This window comes from Peribacillus sp. ACCC06369 (assembly GCF_030348945.1).
GTDB lineage: Bacteria > Bacillota > Bacilli > Bacillales > DSM-1321 > Peribacillus.
In genome coordinates, this window is sequence record NZ_JAUCEN010000002.1 from 3,568,721 (window position 1) to 3,593,927 (window position 25,207).

The 25,207-nt window shown below is 41.3% G+C and carries 28 protein-coding genes and 1 other annotated feature; of the genes, 8 read left to right on the forward strand and 20 right to left on the reverse strand.

Annotation, left to right across the window (positions count from 1 at the left end; translation table 11 throughout):
• Positions 1-9: 9 nt before the first annotated feature.
• Positions 10-495: a DUF456 domain-containing protein gene (locus QUF78_RS18205; protein ID WP_289325770.1), complete on the reverse strand. Its 486-nt coding sequence runs from the start codon at positions 493-495 to the stop codon at positions 10-12.
• Positions 496-658: 163 nt separating this feature from the next.
• Between QUF78_RS18205 and QUF78_RS18210 the strand changes: the two genes are divergently transcribed.
• The 4 genes from QUF78_RS18210 (at position 659) to ispG (ending at position 3,512) form a co-directional block, all read left to right on the forward strand.
• Positions 659-1,426: a DUF1189 domain-containing protein gene (locus QUF78_RS18210; protein ID WP_289325771.1), complete on the forward strand. Its 768-nt coding sequence runs from the start codon at positions 659-661 to the stop codon at positions 1,424-1,426.
• 183 nt (positions 1,427-1,609) lie between these two features.
• Positions 1,610-1,741, forward strand: coding sequence for a DNA-binding anti-repressor SinI (gene sinI, locus QUF78_RS28045; protein ID WP_483313852.1), 132 nt, complete (start codon positions 1,610-1,612; stop codon positions 1,739-1,741).
• Positions 1,742-1,852: 111 nt separating this feature from the next.
• Positions 1,853-2,185 carry a type IV pilus assembly protein FimV gene (locus QUF78_RS18215; protein WP_289325772.1) on the forward strand — a complete coding sequence of 111 codons (333 nt, stop codon included), beginning with the start codon at positions 1,853-1,855 and terminating at the stop codon, positions 2,183-2,185.
• 214 nt (positions 2,186-2,399) lie between these two features.
• On the forward strand, positions 2,400-3,512 hold the full coding sequence (gene ispG / locus QUF78_RS18220; RefSeq protein WP_289318333.1) for a flavodoxin-dependent (E)-4-hydroxy-3-methylbut-2-enyl-diphosphate synthase: 1,113 nt from the start codon (positions 2,400-2,402) through the stop codon (positions 3,510-3,512).
• A 98-nt stretch (positions 3,513-3,610) separates the two neighbouring features.
• Here the strand turns inward: ispG and QUF78_RS18225 are convergent, their stop codons facing one another.
• Positions 3,611-4,162: a DUF308 domain-containing protein gene (locus QUF78_RS18225; protein ID WP_289325773.1), complete on the reverse strand. Its 552-nt coding sequence runs from the start codon at positions 4,160-4,162 to the stop codon at positions 3,611-3,613.
• Positions 4,163-4,249: 87 nt separating this feature from the next.
• On the opposite strand from QUF78_RS18225, the gene QUF78_RS18230 reads away from it, so the two are divergent.
• On the forward strand, positions 4,250-4,834 hold the full coding sequence (locus QUF78_RS18230; RefSeq protein ID WP_289315651.1) for a 5' nucleotidase, NT5C type: 585 nt from the start codon (positions 4,250-4,252) through the stop codon (positions 4,832-4,834).
• A gap of 39 nt (positions 4,835-4,873) precedes the next feature.
• Here QUF78_RS18230 and QUF78_RS18235 read toward each other — a convergent pair whose 3' ends face one another.
• Genes QUF78_RS18235 through QUF78_RS18245 form a run of 3 tightly spaced genes read right to left on the reverse strand, consistent with a single transcriptional unit; the run spans position 4,874 to position 6,934 of the window.
• A complete protein-coding gene (locus tag QUF78_RS18235) occupies positions 4,874-5,299 on the reverse strand; it encodes a Fur family transcriptional regulator (protein WP_289325774.1) in 426 nt (141 codons plus the stop codon).
• A gap of 15 nt (positions 5,300-5,314) precedes the next feature.
• Positions 5,315-6,148, reverse strand: a complete 834-nt coding sequence (locus QUF78_RS18240; RefSeq protein WP_289325775.1) for a metal ABC transporter permease — start codon at positions 6,146-6,148, stop codon at positions 5,315-5,317.
• Between the two features lie 21 nt (positions 6,149-6,169).
• Complete coding sequence (locus tag QUF78_RS18245; RefSeq protein ID WP_289325776.1) at positions 6,170-6,934, reverse strand: metal ABC transporter ATP-binding protein; 765 nt, start codon at positions 6,932-6,934, stop codon at positions 6,170-6,172.
• Positions 6,935-7,148: 214 nt separating this feature from the next.
• Between QUF78_RS18245 and QUF78_RS18250 the strand changes: the two genes are divergently transcribed.
• Positions 7,149-7,409 (forward strand): DUF2624 family protein, encoded by a 261-nt coding sequence (locus QUF78_RS18250; RefSeq protein WP_076365270.1) that lies wholly within the window; start codon positions 7,149-7,151, stop codon positions 7,407-7,409.
• A 103-nt stretch (positions 7,410-7,512) separates the two neighbouring features.
• Here the strand turns inward: QUF78_RS18250 and QUF78_RS18255 are convergent, their stop codons facing one another.
• Both QUF78_RS18255 and QUF78_RS18260 read right to left on the reverse strand, forming a co-directional pair.
• A complete protein-coding gene (locus QUF78_RS18255; protein ID WP_289315647.1) occupies positions 7,513-8,409 on the reverse strand; it encodes a deoxyribonuclease IV in 897 nt (298 codons plus the stop codon).
• Between the two features lie 12 nt (positions 8,410-8,421).
• On the reverse strand, positions 8,422-9,735 hold the full coding sequence (locus QUF78_RS18260; RefSeq protein WP_289325777.1) for a DEAD/DEAH box helicase: 1,314 nt from the start codon (positions 9,733-9,735) through the stop codon (positions 8,422-8,424).
• A 423-nt stretch (positions 9,736-10,158) separates the two neighbouring features.
• On the opposite strand from QUF78_RS18260, the gene vrrA reads away from it, so the two are divergent.
• Entirely contained in the window at positions 10,159-10,848 is a 690-nt protein-coding gene (gene vrrA, locus QUF78_RS18265; protein WP_289325778.1) for a VrrA/YqfQ family protein, read from the forward strand.
• A gap of 127 nt (positions 10,849-10,975) precedes the next feature.
• Positions 10,976-11,920 (forward strand): 4-hydroxy-3-methylbut-2-enyl diphosphate reductase, encoded by a 945-nt coding sequence (locus tag QUF78_RS18270; RefSeq protein WP_289325779.1) that lies wholly within the window; start codon positions 10,976-10,978, stop codon positions 11,918-11,920.
• A gap of 47 nt (positions 11,921-11,967) precedes the next feature.
• Here the strand turns inward: QUF78_RS18270 and QUF78_RS18275 are convergent, their stop codons facing one another.
• From QUF78_RS18275 to QUF78_RS18335, 13 genes are all read right to left on the reverse strand, one after another.
• Positions 11,968-13,086 carry a Nif3-like dinuclear metal center hexameric protein gene (locus tag QUF78_RS18275; protein WP_289325780.1) on the reverse strand — a complete coding sequence of 373 codons (1,119 nt, stop codon included), beginning with the start codon at positions 13,084-13,086 and terminating at the stop codon, positions 11,968-11,970.
• The gene (locus QUF78_RS18280; protein WP_289325781.1) at positions 13,083-13,790 is read right to left on the reverse strand and encodes a tRNA (adenine(22)-N(1))-methyltransferase; all 708 of its coding nucleotides are present in this window, start codon (positions 13,788-13,790) and stop codon (positions 13,083-13,085) included. Before QUF78_RS18280 ends, QUF78_RS18275 begins: the two co-directional genes overlap by 4 nt.
• Before the next feature lie 218 nt (positions 13,791-14,008).
• Entirely contained in the window at positions 14,009-14,377 is a 369-nt protein-coding gene (gene cccA, locus QUF78_RS18285; protein ID WP_289325782.1) for a cytochrome c550, read from the reverse strand.
• 235 nt (positions 14,378-14,612) lie between these two features.
• A complete protein-coding gene (locus QUF78_RS18290) occupies positions 14,613-15,143 on the reverse strand; it encodes a hypothetical protein (RefSeq protein ID WP_289325783.1) in 531 nt (176 codons plus the stop codon).
• Between the two features lie 207 nt (positions 15,144-15,350).
• Positions 15,351-16,484, reverse strand: coding sequence for an RNA polymerase sigma factor RpoD (gene rpoD / locus QUF78_RS18295; RefSeq protein WP_289315640.1), 1,134 nt, complete (start codon positions 16,482-16,484; stop codon positions 15,351-15,353).
• A gap of 35 nt (positions 16,485-16,519) precedes the next feature.
• Positions 16,520-18,325, reverse strand: coding sequence for a DNA primase (dnaG, locus tag QUF78_RS18300; RefSeq protein WP_289327352.1), 1,806 nt, complete (start codon positions 18,323-18,325; stop codon positions 16,520-16,522).
• Positions 18,326-18,376: 51 nt separating this feature from the next.
• A complete protein-coding gene (locus QUF78_RS18305) occupies positions 18,377-18,832 on the reverse strand; it encodes a YaiI/YqxD family protein (RefSeq protein WP_289318331.1) in 456 nt (151 codons plus the stop codon).
• A gap of 500 nt (positions 18,833-19,332) precedes the next feature.
• Complete coding sequence (locus tag QUF78_RS18310; protein WP_289325784.1) at positions 19,333-20,184, reverse strand: pyruvate, water dikinase regulatory protein; 852 nt, start codon at positions 20,182-20,184, stop codon at positions 19,333-19,335.
• The gene (gene ccpN / locus QUF78_RS18315; protein WP_286182260.1) at positions 20,171-20,809 is read right to left on the reverse strand and encodes a transcriptional regulator CcpN; all 639 of its coding nucleotides are present in this window, start codon (positions 20,807-20,809) and stop codon (positions 20,171-20,173) included. The genes QUF78_RS18310 and ccpN overlap by 14 nt, the downstream gene beginning before the upstream one ends.
• Positions 20,810-20,971: 162 nt before the next feature.
• Positions 20,972-23,041 (reverse strand): glycine--tRNA ligase subunit beta, encoded by a 2,070-nt coding sequence (gene glyS / locus QUF78_RS18320; RefSeq protein WP_289325785.1) that lies wholly within the window; start codon positions 23,039-23,041, stop codon positions 20,972-20,974.
• Positions 23,028-23,924 carry a glycine--tRNA ligase subunit alpha gene (gene glyQ / locus QUF78_RS18325; RefSeq protein ID WP_061140675.1) on the reverse strand — a complete coding sequence of 299 codons (897 nt, stop codon included), beginning with the start codon at positions 23,922-23,924 and terminating at the stop codon, positions 23,028-23,030. The genes glyS and glyQ overlap by 14 nt, the downstream gene beginning before the upstream one ends.
• Positions 23,925-24,024: 100 nt before the next feature.
• Positions 24,025-24,201 (reverse strand) — a binding site (T-box leader).
• 58 nt (positions 24,202-24,259) lie between these two features.
• Positions 24,260-25,012, reverse strand: coding sequence for a DNA repair protein RecO (recO, locus tag QUF78_RS18330; protein WP_289315637.1), 753 nt, complete (start codon positions 25,010-25,012; stop codon positions 24,260-24,262).
• Between the two features lie 33 nt (positions 25,013-25,045).
• Positions 25,046-25,189 (reverse strand): YqzL family protein, encoded by a 144-nt coding sequence (locus QUF78_RS18335; RefSeq protein WP_101222596.1) that lies wholly within the window; start codon positions 25,187-25,189, stop codon positions 25,046-25,048.
• Positions 25,190-25,207 lie beyond the last annotated feature (18 nt).

Below are 25,207 nucleotides of genomic sequence, written 5' to 3' on the forward strand. Positions count from 1 at the left end.
TTTTATTTCCTATGAGAATACCACGAATATAAAATATCCGATCATCAGTAATTGAATGATGCCTTTTGTGATTACACTACTTATAAAACCTATGACGGAACCAAGGCCGATTTTAGAAGCAGTGACCGGGTCTTTTTTATGGACTAGGATTTCTGCCAGGAATGCCCCGATGAATGGACCTATTAAAATTCCGACGAACGGAATCACGAATGGTCCGACCAGAAGCCCAATCGTACTGCCCCAAACCCCCGCTTTCGTGCCGCCATATTTTTTGACCCCAACCATGTTTGCGATATAATCGGCTGCGAATAAAAGGATGACGAATAGAATTTGTACCGTCCAGAAAAACCAGCCAAATGGTTCAAACGAATAAAATAGTCCATATAACAATATTCCGCCGAATATGAATAAAACACTTGGGATGATCGGAAAAATCAAACCGACGAAGCCCATTATGAACATGAGGATGATTATTATCCAAAATAGTGTATCCATAACCAAAAACGCCCTTTCTCATTTCATTTATAAATTGGCTTTATCTCTCCATAATTGCCTCTTTATTGATGGTTGAAACCAATGAAGCTGAATACAGGTTGTTTTATTTTTCCCATATAGTTAAAATTGGTTAGGAATCTTATATAGTTAGGTGCTGAAAACATTGAACATATTCAAACAACTATGGGTAAGCTTATATTCTCCTAAAGATATCGCTTCCTTTCAAAACCAAGGTATCGGGAAAACGATTTTATTCGTATTCTTTATAAGTCTAATCGCCTTTCTCCCTTCAGCTTATTATTTCGGTACAATGATAGTTGACGGGATAGATGCCATGCATGAAACAGTATCCGAAGACTTGCCGGCATTTGAAATCAAAAATGGCACGTTGACGACTGAAGAAGGTGAACCATTTAGCTTGAATAAAAACGGTTATCAAATTTTTGTAGATGGTACGGGAGCCTTAACCCCGGAAGAAGTGGCTGCAAAAGCTGATGAGGCTGTCGCACTTTTAAAGTCTGATCTGGTTTTCGTATCTGGAGGCAACGTGCAATCCTCTCCATATTCACTTTTGGAAGGAGATAATCAGGACATATCCACTTGGCTTGATTCAGTCGAATCTGTGCTACCGATCATCCTTCCATTGCTACTACTTATATTATACCTGTTTACTGCCAGCGGAATTTTCATTAAAGTGACAATCCTTGCCGCTTTCGGTCTTCTTTTCAAAAATGCCCTTGGCCGTTCGCTTTCCTATAGGCATTTATGGAGAATTAGTGCTTACAGCATTACGCTTGCCACCATATTCTTCACCATCATGGATGCTTTTCAAGCAACGGTTCCATTCGCTTCAATCATTAGCTGGTTTGTGACATTGATGATGTTATATTTATCCATTAAAGAAACATCAACTAATAAGATCGAAGATTGATTTTAAAAAGAAAAAGATCCGGACCCATCCTGGTGCGGATCTTTTTCTTTTGCTAATAATCGGGTAATCCTTTCCCCGCATATGACTACAGTCATCATTTTTTCATATCTACTTAATTCGACAAAATACTCACCAAGTTATTCCTATACTTATACTTGAAATAGTAATTAAGAGGTGATAGACGTGAAGGAGAGTAATATTGATGTACAGTGGTTGTTACTTATAATGCAGGCAAGAGAGATTGGTCTGACTACAAAGGAGATCAGCTCCTTTCTTAGCTCCCATTCAAATAAGAATTTTACTCAACTGAAATAGAGAATTTGAATGGTACCCCATATTCCATTTGAAAAACCGCCCATTTTTAGGCATATTTTCGGACCCTTCCAAGTATATATGAATTAAAGACAAGCTTGGGAGGATGGAAAATTGAAACGGCTACTGCTTTTTATCTCATTCTGTTTCACTTTATTTATTATTTATTTCGATCTGACTACGGGGACCCTGCCGGCTTCCCATCCACCGGCCACTACAAGCGAACCGGCCGTCCCGGCCAGCCAGCCTGCATCCGCACCATCTGCTGCTTATAAAGAAATCACCATGAAACCCGGGGATACCTTACTCTCCATCGTTGAAACGGAAAAAGGCGGATCCAATCAGCCAATCGAAACGATCATCTCTGACTTTCAAAGTTTGAATGAAGGATTGCCGCCCGAAAATATGCAAATTGGCAAAACATATAAGATACCCGTTTATAAATAACCGTCTTAATGGAGAACTCCCCCTTCCCAAGAACCATTAAGAGGGGTTTCCATGCAACGAATATATCCAGGAATAGGGAATCCTTCATGTTGAAAAAAGATATTGCGTCCTATTTCCTTGTCAACCGGTATGTACATTGATACAATATTTGAGAGTAGCAAATTAAAAATCAAAACTGATTTTTTCCTAAAGGAGAGAATTCCACTTGAGTGAAATCATACATCGCACCAAGACGCGGCCAATTAAAGTCGGAAACTTAACGATTGGCGGCAATAATGAAGTTATAGTACAAAGCATGACAACTACAAAAACACATGATGTTGAAGCAACGGTTGCAGAGATCCTTCGTCTTGAAGAAGCGGGATGCCAAATCGTACGGGTCGCATGTCCGGATGAAAGGGCAGCCGATGCAATCCCTGAAATAAAAAAACGGATTAACATCCCTCTTGTAGTCGATATTCATTTCGATTATAAACTTGCTCTGAAGGCCATTGAAGGCGGAGCGGATAAAATCAGGATAAATCCCGGTAACATCGGACGCCGTGAAAAGGTTGAGGCAGTCGTGAAAGCTGCGAAGGCCAAAGGAATTCCAATCCGCATCGGGGTCAATGCCGGTTCTCTTGAAAAGAAAATCCTGGATAAATATGGGTACCCAACTGCTGATGGAATGGTAGAAAGTGCTTTACACCATATCAAGATCCTGGAAGATCTCGATTTTCATGACATTATCGTTTCCATGAAAGCTTCCGATGTGAATTTAGCCATCGAAGCATATGAAAAAGCTTCAAAAGCATTCGATTACCCTTTACATCTTGGGATCACGGAATCAGGTACACTGTTCTCCGGAACAGTAAAAAGTGCTGCCGGACTAGGTGCAATCCTAAGTCAAGGTATTGGAAGCACGATGCGTGTTTCCTTAAGTGCCGATCCTGTCGAAGAGGTGAAGGTGGCAAGGGAGCTCCTAAAAGTATTTGGCCTTGCTTCTAACATGGCCACTTTAATTTCCTGCCCTACTTGCGGTCGAATCGAAATTGATTTAATCTCCATCGCGAATGAGGTTGAAGAGTACATCCAGACGATTAAAGCACCAATCAAGGTATCAGTGCTTGGTTGTGCGGTAAACGGTCCTGGGGAAGCCCGTGAGGCTGATATCGGCATAGCCGGGGCTCGTGGTGAAGGTTTGCTGTTTAGAAAAGGTCAGATTGTTCGTAAAGTACCTGAAGAGACGATGGTCGAGGAACTGAAAAAGGAAATTGACAAAATTGCTGAAGAGTACTATGAAAAACAAAGAGCCGAAGCTGCTGCTGCAGCTTTACTAAATAAATAAAGCAAAAAATCCCGAATTTTCATTATCGGGATTTTTTTTTCATTTGAAAAACCCTTTGATGCATTTTGGAGAAATGACATCAAAGGGTTTCATAACGCTTAAAAGAATGGCAGGATGAATATGCCAACGATGATGGAGATTGCACCTATGACTATGGCCCAAGTACCCATGTTCGATCCTCGGCTTCTTGCCACTATCCCTACAATGATACCCACAACCCCTAAGATGAAAGGCATCATGAATAACGATAAAACGGAGATGATCAAAGCTATGACACCAATAACTTTCCCTCTTGATGCCACATCCCCGGAATCAGCAGCACCTGCAGACTCGTCATCCCTATATGTCCTGATTCGCTGAGGTGGTGTTGAAATTTCGGCAGACGTTTCTTCCTGATAGCGGTTATCCAAATTGGCATCGGTCCCGCGACTTTCATATCGTCTGTCATCTGAAGGTGTATCTTCATTATAGTACCGCTCATGATGTTGATCATCCACAACGGATGTATCACTGCCCTCTTTAGCCAATTGCATCTCATCGTCAATACTGGAGTATTGATCTTTTTCCATTCTTGCATCCCTCACTTTCGTTTGTGGAGCATTTATAGTGTATGTAAAAATTGCTGGAATCCATCGTGAAAATGGTTTCATGTCTTGGAAATAAATATGGGTTTTTACCAAAGCTATGATGGTATATGTTACACTATTACAAGTATTGAAAATGAGGAGAGATTCATCATGAAAAAACGTTTTGGCATTGATATAGATGGGACTGTTACGAGACCAGATTCCATGGTCCCCTTTTTAAATAAAGCTTTTCAGCTGAATTTAGCTTATGAAGACATTACGGAGTATGACTTATTCCCTTTCGTGAATGTTCCAAAAGAAGAATTCACTAAATGGTTCATTGAAACCGAGCCACTCATCTATTCCGAATCTTTATTGGCTGAAGGAGCGAAAGATGTATTGGAAAAATGGACAGAAAAAGCCAACTTATATTTTATCAGTGCCAGGAGCTCCCGTTTATTGGATGTAACGAAGAACTGGTTCACGACGAATCAAGTCCTTTATGATCATATAGAGCTTGTAGGTTCACACGATAAAGTGGCTGCAGCCAAGAAATTTGATATCGACCTGTTTTTAGAGGACAAGCACGATAATGCAGTGGCCATTTCGGAGGAGTGTAAAATACCCGTGATTTTATTTAATACTCCTTACAACCAAGATCCTGTGCCTGAAAGGGTGATTCGGGTCAACAATTGGCAAGAAGCATCAGTCTGGGTGAATAATTGGATGTCAGGTAAACCTGCAGCCATAAAATGATACAAGAAAAAAACCATTGACCGAGGGTCGATGGTTTTTTTATGCTTCCAAAGATACGCTACATGCGGGACAGCGTCCGTAAATTTCAAATTTATGCCCCGAAACATCATAGTCCTTCAAGCTTTCCTGAAGTTCCTGCATCGGGCATAATTCGATTTCTTTCGTTTTTCCACAATTCAAACAGATGAAGTGGTGATGGTGGGAGGAATGACCGCAAGTAAAGCGAAAATGCTTTTCCCCTTCCAACTCGGTCGCTTCAAAGATGCCTAGTTCGACAAATAAGGAAAGATTCCTGTAAATCGTATCGAAACTTAACCCTGGATAGTCTTTTTTCATATTCTCCAAAACATCTTTTGCCGTTAAATATTTATCGCTGGAAGAGAAAAGCTGAAGCATTTCCTCCCTCTTTCCTGTATGTTTAAAACCTTTATCTTTTAATAATTGCATGGCAGTAGTTACGTTCAAAAAAAATCACCCCATCTATCGATTTTTCCACTTATCAAACAAAATTGACAAGATGAGAATTAGCACAGCTATTATTACAATGGTCCCACCAGGAGCGAGATCAAGGTTGTATGATAAAAACAATCCGCCTATGACAGATATTTCACCGAATAATACCGAAAAAACAATCATCTCCTTAAAGCCCTTCGCAAAGCGGAGACTAGCTGCTACCGGGAGCGTCATGAGCGAAGAAACCAGTAATATGCCAATTATTTTCATGGAAGCGGCAATGACCAATGCTACCATGACAATGAAAATAAAATGAATGGCTTTATAAGGTATTCCGGACGCTTTCGCGTGCTCTTCATCAAAAGATAACAGAAATAATTCTTTATACAAGAGGGTTAGCATCAAGGCAACGACTATCCCCACTGCCAATATGACATACAGGTCCGCCCGGCTGACGGCACTTACACTGCCGAATAAATAACCATATAAATCCGTATTGAAACCATCTGCAATGGAAATGAAAATGACACTAAGACCCATGCCGCCGGACATAATGATCGGGATTGCAAGCTCTTGGTAATGCTTGTAAACCCCTCTTAATTTTTCAATGAATAATGAACCACCTACAGAAAAAGCCATCCCTATATAAAGTGGATTCAATCCTGCTAGAGATAGAAAGCTCTTCTGAAGCAGTAAACTAAACGCTATACCAGCAAGCGCTACATGACTGAGCGCATCGGAAATCATCGACATCCGCCTTACCACGACAAAAACGCCCACTAATGGCGCAATCGCTCCGATGATGATTCCGGTCAAGAATGCGTTCTGCAAAAATTCAAATTGCAATATCCCCGATATCATTGGGCTATCCTCCAAAACATATTAATGATCATGATTTAAAAATTGGACCCCATGTCCATAAATGGACGAGAGCTCGCCTTCATTCAACTCATTATATTCACAGGCATCCCCGTGAAAATGAAGCTTTTTATTTAAACAGGCGACATGTGTGACTTTATCGGTCACAGTACCAACATCATGGGTTACTAAAATCAGGGATATTCCTAATTTTTTATTCAACATCTCAAGCATTTCATAAAATTGGTGGACGTTCTTTGAATCAACGCCAACCGTGGGCTCATCCAATATCATCAATTCCGGCTCGCTGACCAGTGAACGGGCAATGAATACCCTCTGTTGCTGCCCTCCGGACAATTCTCCGATATTGCGGTTCTGATATTCAAGCATGTCCACTGATTCCAAGGCCTTCTTCACCTTTTGCTTATCCTCTTTACCAGCAAACTTGAATAATCCTATTTTTTTGGTCAAACCGCTTTGAACCACTTCAAATACAGTGGCAGGGAATCCAGAGTTGAAGGAGTTCGCCTTTTGGGAAACGAACCCGACCTTTTGCCAATCTTTAAATCGTCGTATATCTTCCCCGAATAATTCAATTTTTCCCTTTTGAAGCTTGAACAGACCAAGCAGCAATTTCAAAAGTGTTGACTTACCGGATCCATTCGGCCCGACGATAGCTAAGAAGGCACCTCTAGGAATTTCAAGCGAAACATGTTCCAGCACTAGATCTTTTGTATATTTGTAAGATATATCTTCTAATTTAACTATGGGGTTTACTACATTATCCAAAGAGATCACCTATTTTTTAAGAATCATTACGATTAACAATCGTTAGTATAAATCAAAGAAGTCCAGATGTAAAGAATCCGGTCCTCAAAACAAGTGCCCATCCGACCAGAACCACCAAAAAACGTTAGCGGAACCAAATTCCCTCAAATCAAACAAAGTTTCATGTTCACATACGTCTTCCTCCTTCATATGTTTTAACAAAGGAGGAGATCGTTTGAAATTATTTGAAATGATGGTCAATCATAAAATCAACAACATACGCCCAGATGAACTGCTTTCCCTTGCTAAGCAGCACAAGGTTGCGCTCACCCAAAAGCAAGCACAGGATATCACTGCACTTCTAGCAGGTAAAAATATTAACATTTTTGATATACGTCAAAGACAGAACGTACTTGGTCAAATTACAAAAGTTGCCGGTGCAAGCACAGCCAGGGAAATAGAATCCCTCTTTAACAACCTTACTTCCACCTTTTAAAGGATCTTGGCCTACTTCCTGAATTTGAACGTCTTACTTAAACCAATGTAAAATGAAAGGACGATTCATCAAAATAAAGATGAATCGTCCCTTTCTATTATGATTATTGTTGGAATCTGATCTTTTCCAATAAATCTTCTTCAAATTGATTATTCTTGAACATATCTATTTCAAATTTATAAGGTGCCTTTTTGTCTTTCTTGTCTTCCCCCACATAAGGTGTTTCCAAGATTTTTGGAACAGTGCTTAATTGCGGATGGTGGACAATATCATTCAACGCTTTAAAACCGATATGACCAAATCCTATGTTTTCATGGCGGTCTTTACGCATGCCGCGTTCGTTTTTGCTATCGTTTATATGAAGTACCTTGATGCGTTCAATACCGACTAATTTATCAAATTCATTCAGTACGCCATCAAAATCCTCAATGATATTATATCCTGCATCGTGAGTATGGCAAGTATCGAAGCATACCGATAATTTTTCATTATGGGTCACACCATCAATGATCATCGCTAACTCCTCGAAAGACCTGCCACATTCAGTACCTTTACCCGCCATCGTTTCAAGGGCGATCTGAACTTTATCATCAGCAGTAAGCACTTCATTCAAACCCTCGATGATTCTCTTGATGCCCAGTTCACTGCCTGCACCAACATGCGCACCTGGATGAAGTACGATCTGCCTTGCACCAATCGCTTCGGTCCGATCGATTTCGCTACGTAAGAAGTTGACTCCCAGCTCGTATGTGGCTGGATTCGTAGTATTTCCTATATTGATGATATACGGGGCATGGACTACGATATCACTGATTCCATTCTCTTCCATATGCAGTCTTCCGGCTTCGATATTTAAATCCTCGATTTTTTTACGTCTTGTATTTTGAGGGGCCCCCGTATAGATCATGAATGTGTTGGAGCCATATGAAGCCGCTTCTTGACTCGCAGCAAGAAGCATATTTTTCCCGCTCATTGAAACATGCGATCCAATCTTCAGCATCTGATTTCTCCCTTATTTCTTTCTCTGTATACGACGTTCACGTTTTTTAAAGTTTTCCACATCACGTTGAATTTTCTTCTTGTAACCTGGCTTGACTTTAGTTGGCTTCTTGACGTGCCTGCTCGCTTTAACATCGATATCAGATTTTTGTTTTTTACGGTTTTTACGTTTATTACGTTCATCGATATCAACCCAATCACCGTTTTGGATATCGGCATCACGGAATTCAATGCCCATTTTTTCAAGGCGGTTCAATGAATCTTCATCGGATGTATTATAAATGGTAGTGGCAATGCCAGAATATCCTGCACGAGCCGTCCTTCCCGTCCTATGGATGTAAAAATCCAAATCTGAAGGCAATTCATAGTTTATGATATGACTTACACCTTCAATATCGATTCCACGGGAAGCCAGATCTGTAGCAACAATGAATTGATACTCCAAATCATTGATTTGCTTCATCATTTTTTTACGCTCACGAGGCGTTAAATCCCCATGAATACGACCGACATTCAACCCTTTTTCGATCAAGGAATTCGCCACATGATCCGCCATTTTTTTTGTGTTCGTGAAAACAATCGCCAAATATGGATTATATCGAACGATGATATCATGAAGTAACTGCTCTCTGTTTCGGTGGCGAAGCGGTACCAGAACATGTTCAATTTTCGCAGCGGTTGCCTGCTTGGGATTCACTTGAACATACTTTGGGTTCTCCATATATTTATTCAAAAACGGCTTTAATTTTTCCGGGATGGTTGCCGAAAAGACAAGCATTTGAATTTTTTCAGCCATACGTGATGCAAATACATCGACATCTTCAAGGAATCCCATGTCTAGCATAAGGTCCGCTTCATCTACTACAAGCATTTTTGCTGTATACACTTGAAGTGCCTGAGCTTCAACCAAATCCTTGATCCGGCCTGGCGTACCGATTACCAGTTGAGGTTGTGTCTTCAATTTATCAATCATTCGCTGTTTATCAGTACCACCGATGAAACAACGGACTTGAATCTGCTCATCCTCAGGGAAATGGTCGGCAATTTTCAAAGCTTCTTTGTAGATTTGGTTCGCTAACTCACGGGTTGGTGCGGAAATAATCGCTTGAACCTCATTTTTACTAGCATCAAGCTTGTTCATAATCGGCAGCAAATAGGAATGTGTTTTTCCTGTACCTGTCTGCGACTGTCCAATTAAGCTACTTCCCTTTAAAAGCGACGGAAGCACACGCTCTTGAATTTCCGTCGGCTTATCGAACCCTAAAGTACGAACCGCATCTAGAATGTAGCTTTTCAAATTAAATCGTTCAAATTGGTTTTGTTTCATCAAAAAACTCCTTTATCCTGTCAGTCATTAGACATGTCCTGTTATTATAATAAATTTTATACAAAAAGCGCAAGCGCCTGGGTTGCTCGTGAAGAAAATAGGGATTGACCCGTAAGGCGCTCTTTTGCCTTATGTGGTCCATCATCTTTTTCACAACGAGCTGGGCGCTGAAGCTGGATTATACAAAAAGCGCAAGCGCTGAGGTTAGTTCTCTTAAGTTGGACTCTTGCAAACGAAAAGCCCCTGTCCTGGTCATAGCGTATCCCCCGCAGACATGGAGCTAAAAGACTACCGTTACCATCTTACCTTCTTTCCGGTCACTTCACAACTGCCCAGTCACTCTTTCCTCAAACCTTTTTTGTCGAGCTGCATATTTTATATAGAAGAATACACCAGCATAATAAAATAGAGGAGGTGAAACCCATGTTCCCAGATAGAAATCGTCAATTCGGACCCGGTTTTCAGCCACCCAATGGTCGAAGAATGCAACAGCTCCCTGCTCCATTCAGGCAAACACCACAAATCCCCCACCCTTATCAGCAGATGCGGCGGCCAATTATACAAAACAGACCTCAGGGGCCACAGGGACCTCAAGGTTTCCGAGGCCCTTTCACCCAACCGCAGCGCCAGGAAATGCCGCCTGCAAAGAAGGAAGGGCTATTGTCAAAGATACTTGGTAAGTCAAAACAAAAAGCTGGTTCGCCTAACTTGTTTGCTCCAGCTGGTTCCACTAACCAAAGTTCTTCAAGAAGCAGCGGAGGCGGTATCTTAGAAACACTAAAAAACCCCGATTCCCTGAACAATATGCTTTCCAATACGCAAAAGGTGCTGCAGGCAGCCGAACAATTCACCCCTATGGTGGAACAATACGGACCAGTGATCAAAAACCTGCCTTCAATGTGGAAAGTTTTCCGGAGCATATCGTCAGCCGGTGATACCGGGGACCAGGAAACTCCCGTTGAAAGCGGGCCTAATGTAGAGGCAAAAAAAAGTGAGGTAAAAAACAGTGCGGTAAAAACCGATTCGAAGAAAAAAGAAAAAGCTAAACCCATCGCCCAAGTTCGTAACAATACCAAAAGGGAAAGGTCATCCGGTCCAAAGCTTTATATTTAAAGGTATAAAAAATTTTTACCAGTAACCGAATTTATGCAAATAGGATGTTTTGTAATATCATCTATGGTCTTATATAATAGAAAGGTATAAAAAGTGAGAGTTTCTTGCCTTGAAGGAGGACACATAGATGAAAGTGATTAAAATTTCCCCGCGCGGCTATTGTTATGGCGTTGTCGATGCCATGGTCATCGCCCGAAATGCGGCTTTAGATAAAACCTTGCCACGCCCCATTTACATTTTAGGAATGATCGTGCATAACAAACATGTGACTGATGCGTTTGAAGAGGAAGGCATCATCACGTTGGACGGCAGCAACCGTAACGATATCATTGAACAGGTGGACAGCGGAACCGTCATCTTCACTGCTCACGGCGTTTCCCCTGAGATTAGGAAGATCGCTGAGAAAAAAGGGCTTGTTACGCTTGATGCAACGTGTCCCGATGTTACCGCAACTCATGACTTAATTCGGGAAAAAGAAGCGGAAGGTTATCAAATTATTTATATTGGCAAGAAAGGCCATCCGGAACCTGAGGGCGCAGTCGGAGTTGCACCCGATGTCGTACACCTGGTTCAGAAGGATGAAGATGTTGAAGCCTTGACATTGAATAGTGATAAGATCATTGTGACCAATCAAACAACGATGAGCCAATGGGATGTTTTGGATATCATGGATAAGGTTAAGGAAAAATTCCCACATGCCGAAGTCCATAAGGAAATTTGTTTAGCGACACAGGTACGCCAAGAAGCGGTTGCCCAGCAAGCAGGCGAAGCTGATGTTTTAATCGTCGTCGGAGATCCCAAGAGTAATAATTCAAACCGCCTTGCACAAGTATCCGAAGAAATTGCCAGCACGAGAGCTTATCGCATCGCTGACATTTCCGAGCTGAACCTTGAATGGCTAAAGGATGCAGAAACGGTTGCAGTCACTTCCGGGGCTTCTACACCAACTCCGATAACGAAGGAAGTTATCGCTTTTCTAGAGCAATATGAAGCAAATGATGAATTGACTTGGAATACCGAAAAGAAAACGCCATTGCATAAAATTTTACCTAAGATTAAAGTGAAAAAATGATACACACAAGAAAAGGCAGCCACTATGGCTGCCTTTTTTCGTTTTATTTAAATGAAGCGGAAGGGGTCGGTATTCAGTTGGGATGGAATGAATTCCACATCGTAATTATTTTCGCGACACATTTCTTCAAGGATTCGTGCCACGCCTTTTTTTATCACCTTTTCAACATTGTGGCCTGGGTCCACAATATTCAAGCCAATCATCATCGCGTCATGGGCTGTATGGTAATACATATCACCTGTAACATATACATCAGCACCCTTGAATTTTGCCGTCGTAAAGTATTTATTGCCGTCTCCGCCCAACACGGCCACTTTTTTTATCGGGCTTTGCAAATCTCCAACGACACGTACCTTTTCCACATCAAGTGTCCGCTTCACATGTTCAGCAAACTGTTGAAGTGTCATTTCTTCAGCAAGTACACCAATCTTGCCTAAGCCAAGTGACTCCCCTTTATTCTCCAGTTTATATATATCGTGAGCAACTTCCTCATATGGATGGGCTTTAATCATCGCAGCAAGCACTTTCTTCTCGATACTTTCCGGGAATATCATCTCAACCCGCATTTCAGCTACCGCTTCAAGCTTTCCTTTGGAACCGATTACCGGTTCACTGCCTTCACCTGGCAGGAAGCGTCCTGTACCTTTTCCAGAAAACGAACACTGGCTGTAATCCCCAATTGCTCCGGCACCTGCCTTACCTAAGGCTTCCCTCACCTTTTGTTCATCTGCCTCCGGAACATATACGACCAATTTTTTTAGGACCGTCTCGTAAGTAGGAACCAATACTTCTGTGTCCTGCAATTGGAGCGCTTCGGCAAGTAAATCATTTACTCCACCCTTAGCTACATCCAGATTGGTATGTGCAGCATAAACAGCGATATCATGTTTGATCAGTTTTTCGATGATCCGGCCTCCAGCAGCCATTGTATCGATTCTTTTCAATGGTCGGTATATAAGCGGGTGATGAGCGATGATTAATTCCACGCCATGTTCTATCGCTTCGTCCACAACCTCTTCCAATACATCAAGGGCAATCATCACTTTAGTAACCGGCTTATTCAGCTGCCCGACATGCAAACCGATAGGATCTCCCTCCATTGCATATTGCTTCGGGGAGAATTGTTCAAACATTTCAATGATTTTGTGACCATTTACTGTCTTCAACCTTTAAGCACCTCCTCAATTACGGAAATTTGGGATTTTAATTCATTGCGTTTCGTTTCCAATCCGCTTCGTCCGCTTTCATCCAATTGTTCGATGATTCTTTCCAAATGTTTTTTCTCAAGCTGCCATTTTTTTATGAAAATGTCACTGAATTGCTTTCTTAAGTAAGGACCGAAAATCAGGCCGGTTTGCATGTTTACACGATAAGGGCGAAGCGGGTCCCCTTTTTCAGCAATTAAGATTTCGTAGATTTTCCCATCTTCCTCAAGGATTTCCTCTCCACTAAGTTCCCAGCCGTTATCGATTAGCCAGCTGCGGACATTCGCTGCACCGACATTAGGCTGAAGGATAAGCCTTTCCGCCTTGCCGAGTTTTCCTTTTCCGCTTTCCAATATACTTGATATTAAAGTGCCTCCCATGCCTGCTATCGTAATGCATGTCGCTTCATCGGGATTCAATACTTCAAGCCCGTCTCCTTTACGTACCTCTATCTTGTCCCCGAGCCCCGTTATGGCCACTTGCTTGCGGGCTGACTGATAGGGCCCTTCTACAACTTCACCGGCTATAGCACTGTCACACAGGCCGTTAGTCACCGCATAGCACGGCAAGTAAGCATGGTCGGACCCTATATCTGCAAGGATACTTCCTTTTGGTATATGTATGGCAACACGTTCTAATCTCATCGATAGTTTCTCATGGTTCATATTTATCAACTCTCTTAATTCAAATAATGTCTTGCATATAATTAGTTTCCCATTCGATTATACCAAGTTCAATCGAAAAATTACAGGAAGGAGAAACATGGGTCTTTCTATCACTGGGCAAAGGGAACCTTCCATCCGGAATCTTCCTTTTGGGAATAAAAGAAAACTGACTCAAAAAGTTCGCCTTCCAACGATTTCTTGAGTCAGTTTCGTTTTAATTATTTCAGTCCATGAATATATTCGGCCATGGCGTCAATGTTCTGTTCTTCGACTAAGCCTGGTGGCATGGCACCCCGTCCATTAGTGATCACGTCTTTAACCTCATCGACCGACAGTCGATCGCTAACTCCTTTTAGAGCAGGTCCGACACCGCCTTGATAGGCGTTACCATGACAAGAGATACAGTTTTGCTTATAAATGTCCTCAGGTGATGCAGAGGCACTTTCTGTTTCTTCTGTCTTTTCGCCGCCCTCTTTTTCCTTAGCAAGATCTTTGGCATCACCCAAACCTTTAAACGAAAGTAAAAACATAAGTCCAATACCAAAAACCATGATAATAATAAAAGGCATTACTGCATTGCGATTCATAGTATTTCCTCCCCTATGTAGAACCTAAACTTACCATATTTAATATTATATACAAACAGCTATATATTATTTTACTTGAAAAGAGTTTCAAGTAAAAGCCCAAAAATAGAAGATATTATATAATTTCTTAAAATTGTCAAAAACTTATGTATATTTCCAAACAATTTTACTTTTTCTTACATATGTTTCATAATACCCTAAATTCATTATTTAAAACCGTTAGCTCGTCATTGAATTATATTAATAAAAAGTAAAAAGTGACCATTGCTCCCAAGCTTCCCGCCAGGGAGAAATGGAGCAGCTTCAGTTTTTTGCCCATTAAAATCCAGAGTCCGCAATTAATGAACAAGAAAACATAAAGGATGTCCACTTTGCCGGGTGCCATGAATTCCGCCAAACTGACTGTTAATAAAAGCAAGGATAGTGCCATTCCCATCGATGCCATTTGAAAAATGATTTTCCTGCCTATAAAGCGGCGGACCGCCAGTCCAAAGACAATGATTGAAATTGTTGTCATAAGCATTTGCATTCTTATGGGTATTTCAGTAAAATAATTCAAAAATACAATAAATGCAAAAAGAGCCCCAATCAACAGCCCGGAAAGAATGTCCTTTATATCGCTCCCGGTGTTATTAGAATTTGATGGCGGCAGTTCACCTTGACGGTATAATGCAAGCAGGTAATTATAATATTGCTCCGGAAGCATACGACTTTCCTTCCAGGAGTTTATTTCTTTAATGATGATTTTCTTTCTCATCTCATCCATGAATTTCACATCCTTGCGGGCATTTCTTTTTTAACGGATCTTGACCTAAGTTGTGGATACTCAGTTATCGTGTTAAACAGATCTCCATTATATAGATAACTGGATAAATTTTGTTTTTACATGAATAATTTTACATCGGATTGCAAAAAAAAAGCCACTCCCGAACGCTGGGCATTCAAAGAGGGCTCTGTTAAGGGCTTATATATTTTATTCCAAGAAATCTTTCAAGCGTTTGCTGCGGCTTGGATGCCTCAGTTTACGTAACGCCTTCGCTTCGATTTGACGGATACGCTCGCGGGTGACTCCAAACACTTTACCTACCTCTTCAAGTGTCCGAGTGCGGCCATCATCAAGTCCAAAGCGGAGTCTCAAAACGTTCTCTTCACGATCAGTAAGAGTATCCAATACGTCTTCAAGCTGTTCTTTCAATAGTTCATATGCTGCATGTTCCGATGGCGAAGTTGCATCCTGATCTTCAATGAAATCACCTAAATGGGAATCGTCTTCTTCACCTATTGGCGTTTCCAGGGAAACAGGCTCCTGAGCTATTTTCAAGATTTCACGAACTTTTTCAGGAGTTAAGTCCATATCCTCCGCAATTTCTTCCGGAGAAGGTTCACGTCCTAAATCCTGAAGTAGCTGTCTTTGGACACGGATCAATTTATTGATGGTTTCCACCATATGCACCGGTATCCGGATCGTTCTTGCTTGGTCGGCAATGGCACGGGTTATGGCTTGGCGAATCCACCATGTTGCATAGGTACTGAATTTGAATCCCTTGCGGTAATCGAATTTTTCCACCGCTTTGATAAGTCCCATATTACCTTCCTGAATCAAATCAAGGAAAAGCATTCCTCGTCCGACATAGCGCTTGGCAATACTGACAACAAGACGAAGGTTAGCTTCAGCCAAACGGCGTTTCGCTTCTTCATCCCCATCTTCAATTCGAGTAGCCAGAGAAATTTCCTCTTCTGCCGATAAAAGGTCTACCCGTCCAATTTCCTTTAAATACATACGGACCGGGTCATTAATTTTAACGCCAGGAGGAACACTTAAATCATTTAAGTCAAACTCTTCTTCTTTTGCAAGTTTCTTCTCATCAGGATCATCTTCATCATCGTCTTCCTCACCATCCGTGAGTATTTCGACACTGTTTTCTGTTAACACCTCATAGAACTCATCCATTTGATCGGAATCTAACTCAAAACCGCCAATCATTTCTGCGATTTTTTCTAAAGTCAAAGAGCCTCGTTTTTTACCTAGCTCTATTAATTTTTCTTTCACCTGTTCAAGGCTAAATTCATTATCAACTTGTTTGGAACGTGCTGGTTTTTCAGCCATTAGTTCCCCTCCTTCCAGGACTTACACCTAAACGACTACAACATTTTACGCAATTTAATTATTTCCATGGCTATTTGTGCAGCAGTGACATAATCACTTCGTCTCACTGCATCTTTTTCTTCAACTTGTTTTTCTTTTATCTTTAACAACTTTTCATATTTCAACACTTGATTTATACAATCGGTCAGTTCTTTATCGGTAACTTCCTCATTCACTGACATCATTTCTATTTCCGAAACGATCCTTCTCAAGTTTGGATCCGGTAAATAAGTAAGGAAAAAGCTTGTATCCGGTTCGTGTCCATCTTCATAGAACGCATATAAATAGGTGATGATTGCCTGATGTTCGTCTACATGAAAGGCCGTTTGCCCAAGCAGCTGCTGAATTTTAAAAGTCATATCCCTGCTTTTTAGCATATGGGCAATCAACTTCGTTTCAGCATTATGATGAGCAGGCTTTAACTTATGCTCATATTGCAGGGCCATTTTCTTTTGGGCAGCGGGCTGCGGCAGTGTCCCCTTCTTGCGTTCCGTAAAGAACACCTGTCGCTGCTGCTGTTCCAGCGCATCCAATGATAGGGAAAATTCAGAGGATAACTGCCGGAGATAATGATCCCTCTCCACTGCATTGGGCAATCGCGAAATTTCTTTAAGGACTTCTTCGATATATTGAATTCGATCTCCTTCATTATTTACATTTTTCCCTCGACGCAAATAATGCATTTTGAATGCCATGTAGGTTAAACTGGCCCCTATTACTTCAGAAACAAAGCTTTTTTCACCGAATTCCTTTATGTAGTCATCGGGGTCCATCTTATCAGGCATGAGAGCGACTTTCACGGAAAACTCATGGTCCTGAAGCATATTAACTGCACGATTGGCTGCATTCAATCCCGCAGAGTCCGAATCGTAGCAAATAAGTATCTGATCAGTATTTCTTTTTAAAAGCTGGATATGCTGGTCCGTCAGGGCAGTCCCCATTGTAGCGACCGAATTCTCCACACCTGCTCGAACAGCTGAAATGCAATCGGCAAAGCCTTCAAAAATGACTACTTGTTCTTTCTTTCGTATGTGAGGTCTTGCATGATGGAAATTATATAAAGTTTTACTTTTATTAAAGATTGGCGTTTCAGGACTATTCAAATATTTGGGCTCATCGTCCCCCATCGCTCTCCCTGAAAACGCAATCGTATTTCCTTGATGATCCATAATTGGAAACATGACTCTATTTCTGAAACGGTCAAAATATGACTCGTCTTTTTCCCTGTAGATAATAAGCCCTGCCTGCTCCATGTATTCCGCTGGAAAACCACGTTTTAAAAGAAACTTGGACACGAAGTCCCATGAATCCAAAGAGTAGCCAATTTGGAACTTCTCTATCGTCTCTTCAGTAAACCCGCGTTTAAGTAAATATTCGAGGGCATCCTGCCCCTCCTTCGTATTAACGAGGAGATGATGATAAAACTTCCGCAGCAGATCATGGGCTTCAACCATTTGCTGCGATCCTGCGGGCATGTTAGAACGCTTGGAATCCTTATTCAATTCAACATCCAAAGGAACATTTCCTTTTTCAGCTAAAACTTTTGCAGATTCCACAAAGTTGTAGCCTTCTATATCCATCAAGAAGGTAAAAATATTCCCGCCTGCCCCACAACCAAAACAGTGGAAGATTTGTTTTTCCGTTGAAACGGAAAACGAGGGAGAGTTCTCACCATGAAAAGGGCAAAGGCCAAAATAATTGCGTCCTTGCTTCTTCAGCTGGACATACTCCCCAATTAAATCAACAATGTCAACAGCTTCGCGAATTTGGTTAATTTTCTCATCTTCTATACGGCCATTTATCATTTTTCCACCTTGCAATATTGGTGATAGTTTCTAATTCGATACTGTTTCCTAATCCCCTGCAAAGTTCGACAAAGTTTTCAAAAGTTTATTTGTAAAACATGTACGATCTTCCTTTGTGAATGCTTTCGGCCCTTTGGTATGTTTACCCTGCCTGCGGAGTTTCGCCGACTGATAACGCATATCCAAGAGCATGAAAATATTCTCGTCTGTGTATTCTTTTCCCCTTGGGGAAAGAACATAAACGCTTTTAGGAAGCAGGGTCCCAGCCAAACCAATGTCCGCAGTAACGACAATATCACCCTTTTTTACTGAGTTTACTATATAAAGATCTGCCGCTTCTTTGTCTGCATCGACATAAACCCATTTACCTTCAGGGTTATTCATCATATTTTTATATGATGCAACAAAACAGACTTCGACATCGTGCAAACCTGCACAATGAAGGATCTCGTCTTTCACCGGGCATGCATCGGCATCGACGTGTATGGTAGGTTTATTATTCATACCTTCTAATTCTACATCTTTCTGCATAATCCTTTTTCTCCCCTAAACTTTATGAAGATATAGTGATTTTTCAGCATTGGCTCACAAGGGTTCCCTTTAATAGTGCCAACATTATACCTGCTTATTTAAGTGAAAGCGCCTATTTTGCCTTGAATAGGGCAAGCCCATTTTGAATTATACGGAAGATGTCGAATTATTTTTATGATAAAAACCTTGACATCTCATTAACCTTTAGTTTATTCCTTATTAATTAAGTCTAAACCTTAAGATTACTTTTTTCTCACAATTTTTTATTATAGTCTATTTGTTTAGAAGATGCCAACATTTAAATTCCGATTATGTTTTCATGCAAATCAACGGTTAGTATTTGGAAACCAAGAGGAATTATATGTAATTATTTTCAACTTATTCTTTATATTCCCTTTTTTTGACCTTTGCATTAAAATGTGAGCCGACACTTAAAGTGTCTAGCTCACATTTTGTTTGCCTTAATATAAGGGTCAACGATCTTTGTTTTGAAGTATATTGATAATCAAATTGGCTGTTTCTTCAACAGCTTTATTGGTCACATCAATAATTGGACAGTTCAATCTTGATATGATTTTATCAAAGTATGTCAATTCTTCTTTTATACGCTCAACATTTGCGTAAATCGCATGATCATTGAGCCCGAGTGACTTTAATCGTTCTTTGCGAATATGATTCAGCTTTTCCGGACTAATCTTTAGACCAATGCATTTTTCAGGAGGTACCAGGAACAGCTCTTCTGGAGGTTCCACCTCAGGTACTAGAGGTACATTCGCCACCTTATAGCGTTTATGGGCTAAATACTGTGATAATGGTGTTTTTGAAGTGCGTGAAACACCCACAAGGACGATATCAGCACGTAAAATGCCTCGAGGGTCACGTCCATCATCATATTTTACCGCAAATTCAATGGCTTCGACACGCTTGAAATAATCATCATCCAGTTTTCTTACCAGACCAGGCTCATTAAGCGGGCCTTTTGGTGCCCTTTCCTGAAGTATGTCCATGAGCGGCCCTAAAATGTCATAAGCAGACAGGTTTTCTTTTTCGACCTGTGCTTTCATATACGCTCTAATAGCTGGCTTCACAAGGGTGTAAGCAATGATCGCCCCATCCAATTTAGCCAGTGAAATCACTTCATCCACGTTTTGTTCATCTTCAATATACGGGATTCGCTTAATGGAAAAAGCAGATCCCGAGAACTGGCTTGCAGCTGCTTTTGTAACCAATTCCGCTGTTTCCCCTACTGAATCCGATACAACATATATAATAGAACCGTTCATTTTCTCCGTCATTCCTTTTGCAAGCCCCCTAATAGCCTTCATCAGCCAAAGCTACGAATGCTTTCGTTATATTGGTTTTTGTAATTCTTCCAATTACTTCATAGCCTTTTTCTGTGTCTTTGACGACCGGTAATGAGTCGATTTGTTTATCTATCAATTTTTTGGCAACATCAATCAAAAGGTCTTCTTTTGAACACATTGTAATATTGGGCATCCTGGTCATGATGATATTGACTGGAATGGAGTTAAGCTCTTGTTTCCCAATACTTGCACGCAACAAGTCTTTCCTTGATAAGACACCGACAAGCAATGCATGCTTATCGACGACGAACATGGTCCCGACATCTTCTAAAAACATCATGACGATTGCATCATATACGGAAATGCCCTCGTCAACAACGACAGGGATCGATTGGTAGTCTCGTACATAAAGATGGTTAAGGCTGTCGGTCAAAAGCTGTGTTCCTGACCTACCTGTATAGAAATACCCCACCCGCGGCCTGGCATCCAGAAAACCTGCCATCGTTAATATGGCTAGATCTGGACGAAGGGTCGCCCTGGTAAGGTTCAATCTATCGGCAATATGTTCTCCAGTAATCGGTCCGTTCTCTTTTACAATTTGTAAAATGTGTTCCTGACGCTTATTCAGTTGGATTATAATCACCACCCCACTGCTTTCGCAGAGTAAAGTAACAAAAGTTATTCATTTAATAATTATATACTAAATTATTTAATAAGGGCATGTTTGTCCTATTTATTGACCATTTATCTTTTTAAGAAATCGGAAACCCTTATTTAAAGTGTTTCCGATTTCCATACACTCTTTCAATTATGAAAGGATGATTTTATTCATGGCAGCAAAGCCTGCAACCAAATCACTGATTTCCTTCATAAGGGATAAACGGTTATTACGGATTGCTTCATCATCTGCCATGACCATTGTATTCTCGAAATATGACTCTATTTCCGTTTGGAGCGAAACAAGCTGTTCAAAGCGCTCATTCTCGTCTTTAGATTCAGTATAACGCATGGCAACTTTTTGGAATTTTTCGTATAGCGTTGTTTCTTGATCATTTTCAAAGGCACTAGGGTCGACCGTCACTTTATTGTCACATTTTACTGCAATGTTCATGACGCGACTCAAAGCTTCCAGGCTTTCTTTAAAGCCTTCTTCGTCTTTTTTAGCATCCAAGACATGTGCCCGTTCCACGATGGAATGGATATAACCGATCTCATTGAACAGAACTGCGTCAATCAAATCGTAACGGATTTGCTGTTCTTGCAACAGGTGTTTGACACGGGCTTTAAAGAATGTGAACATATCCGCTTTAACTTCCTCAAGTTCACGTTTTAAGATGCCTTTTGATGCAAGTCCTTTAAGGCCCAAAACAATAAGCTCCTCTAAAGAGATATTCCATTTCTTCTCAGCTAGAATTTGAACGACACCGCTCGCCTGCCTTCTTAAAGCGTATGGATCCTGGGAACCCGTCGGAATGACGCCAATAGCGAAGAATGAAGCCAGAGTATCAATTTTTTCAGCTAAACTCACAACCGCTCCAATGACTGAAGGCGGCACATTGTCATCCGCATGCCTTGGCATATAGTGTTCATTGATAGCCGCGGCCACTTCCTTGGCTTCTCCTTTTAGGAGCGCATATTTTTCACCCATATACCCTTGCAATTCAGGGAATTCATAAACCATATGACTCACCAAATCGAACTTGGCAATTTCTGCTGTACGAAGCGCCATTTCTTTTTCTGCCTTTAAATTCAAAACTTCAGCAAGGGCACCGGTCACTGCAGTTACCCGGGCAGCTTTCTCGGCCAATGTACCAATTTCTTCATGATAAACGATGTTGTCCAACTTTTTCAAAGCTTCCGAAATCCCTTTTTTCTGATCTTCTTTATAGAAGAATGCTGCATCCGATAGGCGGGCTCGCAAGACTTTTTCATTTCCTTTAGAAACCTTATCCAAATGGCGATCGTCCCCGTTACGTACGGTTACAAAGAAAGCAAGCAGCTTCCCGTCCTGATCTTTAACAGGGAAATAACGTTGGTGTTCCTTCATTGATGTGATTAATACCTCTGCTGGAAGCTCAAGGAATTCTTCCTCAAATTGTCCAAATAACACCGTTGGATACTCTACCAAATTATTCACTTCTTCAAGCAGTTCTTCATCGACTGGGATGATCCAGCCCTTTTCCTGCTCAAGCCCTTTAATCTGATCTAAAATAACTTGTCGGCGTTTATCTGGATCAGCCATTACAAATTGTTCTTTTAACGTTTCTTCGTACTGATCCGGCTGCTCGATGATTGAGCTATCGCCCAAGAAACGGTGTCCCTTTGTTTCACGGCCCGTTTCCACATCAGCGATGCTAAATGGCACTACGTCATTCCCGAATAAGGCAATCAGCCATTTAATCGGACGGACGAAGCGGAGCTCTTGATTGGCCCAGCGCATATTTTTCGGGAACGTCATACCACTGATGATTTCCTGCAGCTCGGATAAAAGCTGAACAGTCTGCTGTCCTTTTATGAATTTATTCACATGGGCATATTCCACACCCTTGAGTTCTTTAAAATAAATATCCTCTGAAGTCATGCCTTGGCCCCTGACGAATCCCAATGCGGCTTTAGACCAGTTACCTTCGCTGTCCACAGCGATTTTCTTAGCCGGTCCTTTTGCTTCTTCTTCGATATCCTTTTGTGATTCTTCCACGTCTTTCACCAATATAGCCAAACGTCTTGGTGTGGAAAAGGCTTCAACCGTTCCGAAATCAATCGCTTTTTCCGTTAGCCATTGCTGCACTTTATCTGACAACTGTTTCATGGATGCTGTCACAAAACGGGCTGGCAGCTCTTCCAATCCAATTTCCAATAACAAATCACGCTTGCTCATTTGTATTCTCCCCTTTCACTTTAAGAATCGGGAAGCCTAATTTTTCCCGCTCTTCATAGAAGGTTTTGGCAACCTTACGCGCTAGGTTACGGCACCGGGCAATATATCCAGTTCTTTCCGTCACCGAGATGGCACCTTTCGCATCCAAAAGGTTGAATGTATGTGAACATTTCAAAACATAATCATATGCAGGATGTACAAGCCCTTCTTCCATTTGGCGATGCGCTTCCTTTTCATACATCGTGAAAAGTTGAAACAGCATATCAAGGTCGGAGGTTTCAAATGTATATTTTGAATGTTCGTATTCCGGCTGTCCAAATATATCCCGAACTGTGAATCCTTCTGTCCATTCTAGGTCAAATACGTTTTCCTTATCTTGAATGTAAGAGGCGAGACGTTCGATCCCGTATGTAATTTCCACGGAAACCGGTTTACATTCAAGGCCACCCACTTGTTGGAAATATGTAAATTGCGTAATTTCCATTCCATCTAGCCAAACTTCCCAACCAAGACCAGCACACCCTAGTGATGGGTTTTCCCAATTGTCCTCCACAAAGCGAATATCATGCTCAAGCGGATTAATCCCCAATGCACGCAGGGAATCCAAATATAACTCTTGGATATTGTCAGGCGAGGGTTTCATGATCACTTGGAACTGATGATGCTGATACAGTCGATTAGGATTCTCACCATAACGACCGTCAGCCGGACGGCGGGATGGCTCCACGTAAGCAACGCTCCACGGCTCAGGTCCAATGGCTCTCAGGAACGTGTATGGGCTCATCGTTCCTGCCCCTTTCTCGACATCATAAGCATTCATTAATATACAGCCTTGTTCAGACCAATGCTTTTGTAACGTTAAAATCATATTTTGAATATTCATCGTACACCTCCAGGTTATTTAAAACGGCTCTTTGAAAATTAAAGGTTCGGAACCCATTCACATTTCGGCAAACAAAAAACTCCCGTCCCTATGCGAAATGCATAGGGACGAGAGTATACCCGCGGTTCCACCCTAATTGCCGTTTATAAAACGGCCTCTTTTCAAAGCAACATGCTCCGGAAACGCCCTTCCCTGTAAATCCATATCCCGGCTTCCACCGTCCCGGGTTCGCTTTTTATGGAGAATGACAGATACTCTTTTCCATCAACGCAATCTTCTTAATTTGATGATTAGAATTTTATACAAACTAGCATGGAATGTCAATAGGTCAGATCCTAAAACATATCTTTCATCGTATCAATCTGTTTCAGGAACTTTTTTGATTTCAAATGCAGACCAGAATATTCCTCATAATAAGCATCGATGATTTTCTGCAGTTCTTTTTTCGTTTCAGGCTTGACGGAAATGTTTCCGAGCCTTGATAAATCGAAATAATAAAAGATCCGCAGCAATTTGACGGCTGCAGGTGAAATTTTATAATGATAAGGGTCTTTCCCTAGACAGCGGTGACAGATAAAGCCCGCTTCCCGAAGCGAAAAGGAGAATTCCCCTTCCGTTTCACCACATACGGCACACTGATTCAGCACTGGGTTAATCCCATTGACGGGCAGCATCTTCATTTCAAAAATGAATTTCAAAACCTCTGCGTCATATTCCTCGTTTATGTAATGCAAGGTTTGCGAAAGCAATTCATACAAATATGGATTCGGTTTCTTATCCTCGACGCTTTTATCAAGCAATTCAACAATATATGAGGCATAAGCAGTGGCAAAAAGATCCTCCCTAATGAAACGGAGTGAATCGACCATTTCGCCTTGCTGAAGACTTCCGAGTCCGGTTGATGTGGTTATAAGAAAATACCCGGAGCAAAAAAGCTGTGTGACGGCAGAAAGCCTGCTGTTAGGTTTACTGGCTCCCCTCGCCATAACGCCAATTTTTCCTAGCTCACGGGTATATATAGTAATGATTTTGTTATTTTCTCCATATGCAGTTCGCCTTATGACAATGCCCTCACATTTTTGGAGCATACCAAGACACCACCCATGCTCGCCAAGACTAACCTATGAAACAGGAAAATCAATTTCTGCTAGCTCATCATTCAATACCAAGTGTCTTTCCTGTCTCTCGACTTCTATCTCCTTAAACAGCAAATAGGTGTCCACATTACCTGTTTCACTAAATAATTCCCAGGTAAAATCCAACATATAAAGCCCACCTTTCAT

Excerpts from the sequence above, each read along its gene's own strand:
- QUF78_RS18240 (WP_289325775.1), bottom strand. The coding sequence starts at position 6,148 with ATGATATCGGGGATATTGCAATTTGAATTTTTGCAGAACGCATTCTTG.
- glyS (WP_289325785.1), bottom strand. The coding sequence starts at position 23,041 with ATGAGCAAGCGTGATTTGTTATTGGAAATTGGATTGGAAGAGCTGCCA.
- QUF78_RS18255 (WP_289315647.1), bottom strand. The coding sequence starts at position 8,409 with ATGCTGAAGATTGGATCGCATGTTTCAATGAGCGGGAAAAATATGCTT.
- QUF78_RS18270 (WP_289325779.1), top strand. The coding sequence starts at position 10,976 with ATGAAAGTGATTAAAATTTCCCCGCGCGGCTATTGTTATGGCGTTGTC.
- QUF78_RS18310 (WP_289325784.1), bottom strand. The coding sequence starts at position 20,184 with ATGAAGGCTATTAGGGGGCTTGCAAAAGGAATGACGGAGAAAATGAAC.
- rpoD (WP_289315640.1), bottom strand. The coding sequence starts at position 16,484 with ATGGCTGAAAAACCAGCACGTTCCAAACAAGTTGATAATGAATTTAGC.
- cccA (WP_289325782.1), bottom strand. The coding sequence starts at position 14,377 with ATGAATCGCAATGCAGTAATGCCTTTTATTATTATCATGGTTTTTGGT.
- glyQ (WP_061140675.1), bottom strand. The coding sequence starts at position 23,924 with ATGAATATTCAAAATATGATTTTAACGTTACAAAAGCATTGGTCTGAA.
- QUF78_RS18305 (WP_289318331.1), bottom strand. The coding sequence starts at position 18,832 with ATGAATAATAAACCTACCATACACGTCGATGCCGATGCATGCCCGGTG.
- QUF78_RS18230 (WP_289315651.1), top strand. The coding sequence starts at position 4,250 with ATGAAAAAACGTTTTGGCATTGATATAGATGGGACTGTTACGAGACCA.
- QUF78_RS18280 (WP_289325781.1), bottom strand. The coding sequence starts at position 13,790 with ATGAACCATGAGAAACTATCGATGAGATTAGAACGTGTTGCCATACAT.
- QUF78_RS18225 (WP_289325773.1), bottom strand. The coding sequence starts at position 4,162 with ATGAAACCATTTTCACGATGGATTCCAGCAATTTTTACATACACTATA.
- vrrA (WP_289325778.1), top strand. The coding sequence starts at position 10,159 with ATGTTCCCAGATAGAAATCGTCAATTCGGACCCGGTTTTCAGCCACCC.
- QUF78_RS18335 (WP_101222596.1), bottom strand. The coding sequence starts at position 25,189 with ATGTTGGATTTTACCTGGGAATTATTTAGTGAAACAGGTAATGTGGAC.
- recO (WP_289315637.1), bottom strand. The coding sequence starts at position 25,012 with ATGCTCCAAAAATGTGAGGGCATTGTCATAAGGCGAACTGCATATGGA.
- QUF78_RS18290 (WP_289325783.1), bottom strand. The coding sequence starts at position 15,143 with ATGGATGAGATGAGAAAGAAAATCATCATTAAAGAAATAAACTCCTGG.
- QUF78_RS18260 (WP_289325777.1), bottom strand. The coding sequence starts at position 9,735 with ATGAAACAAAACCAATTTGAACGATTTAATTTGAAAAGCTACATTCTA.
- QUF78_RS18205 (WP_289325770.1), bottom strand. The coding sequence starts at position 495 with ATGGATACACTATTTTGGATAATAATCATCCTCATGTTCATAATGGGC.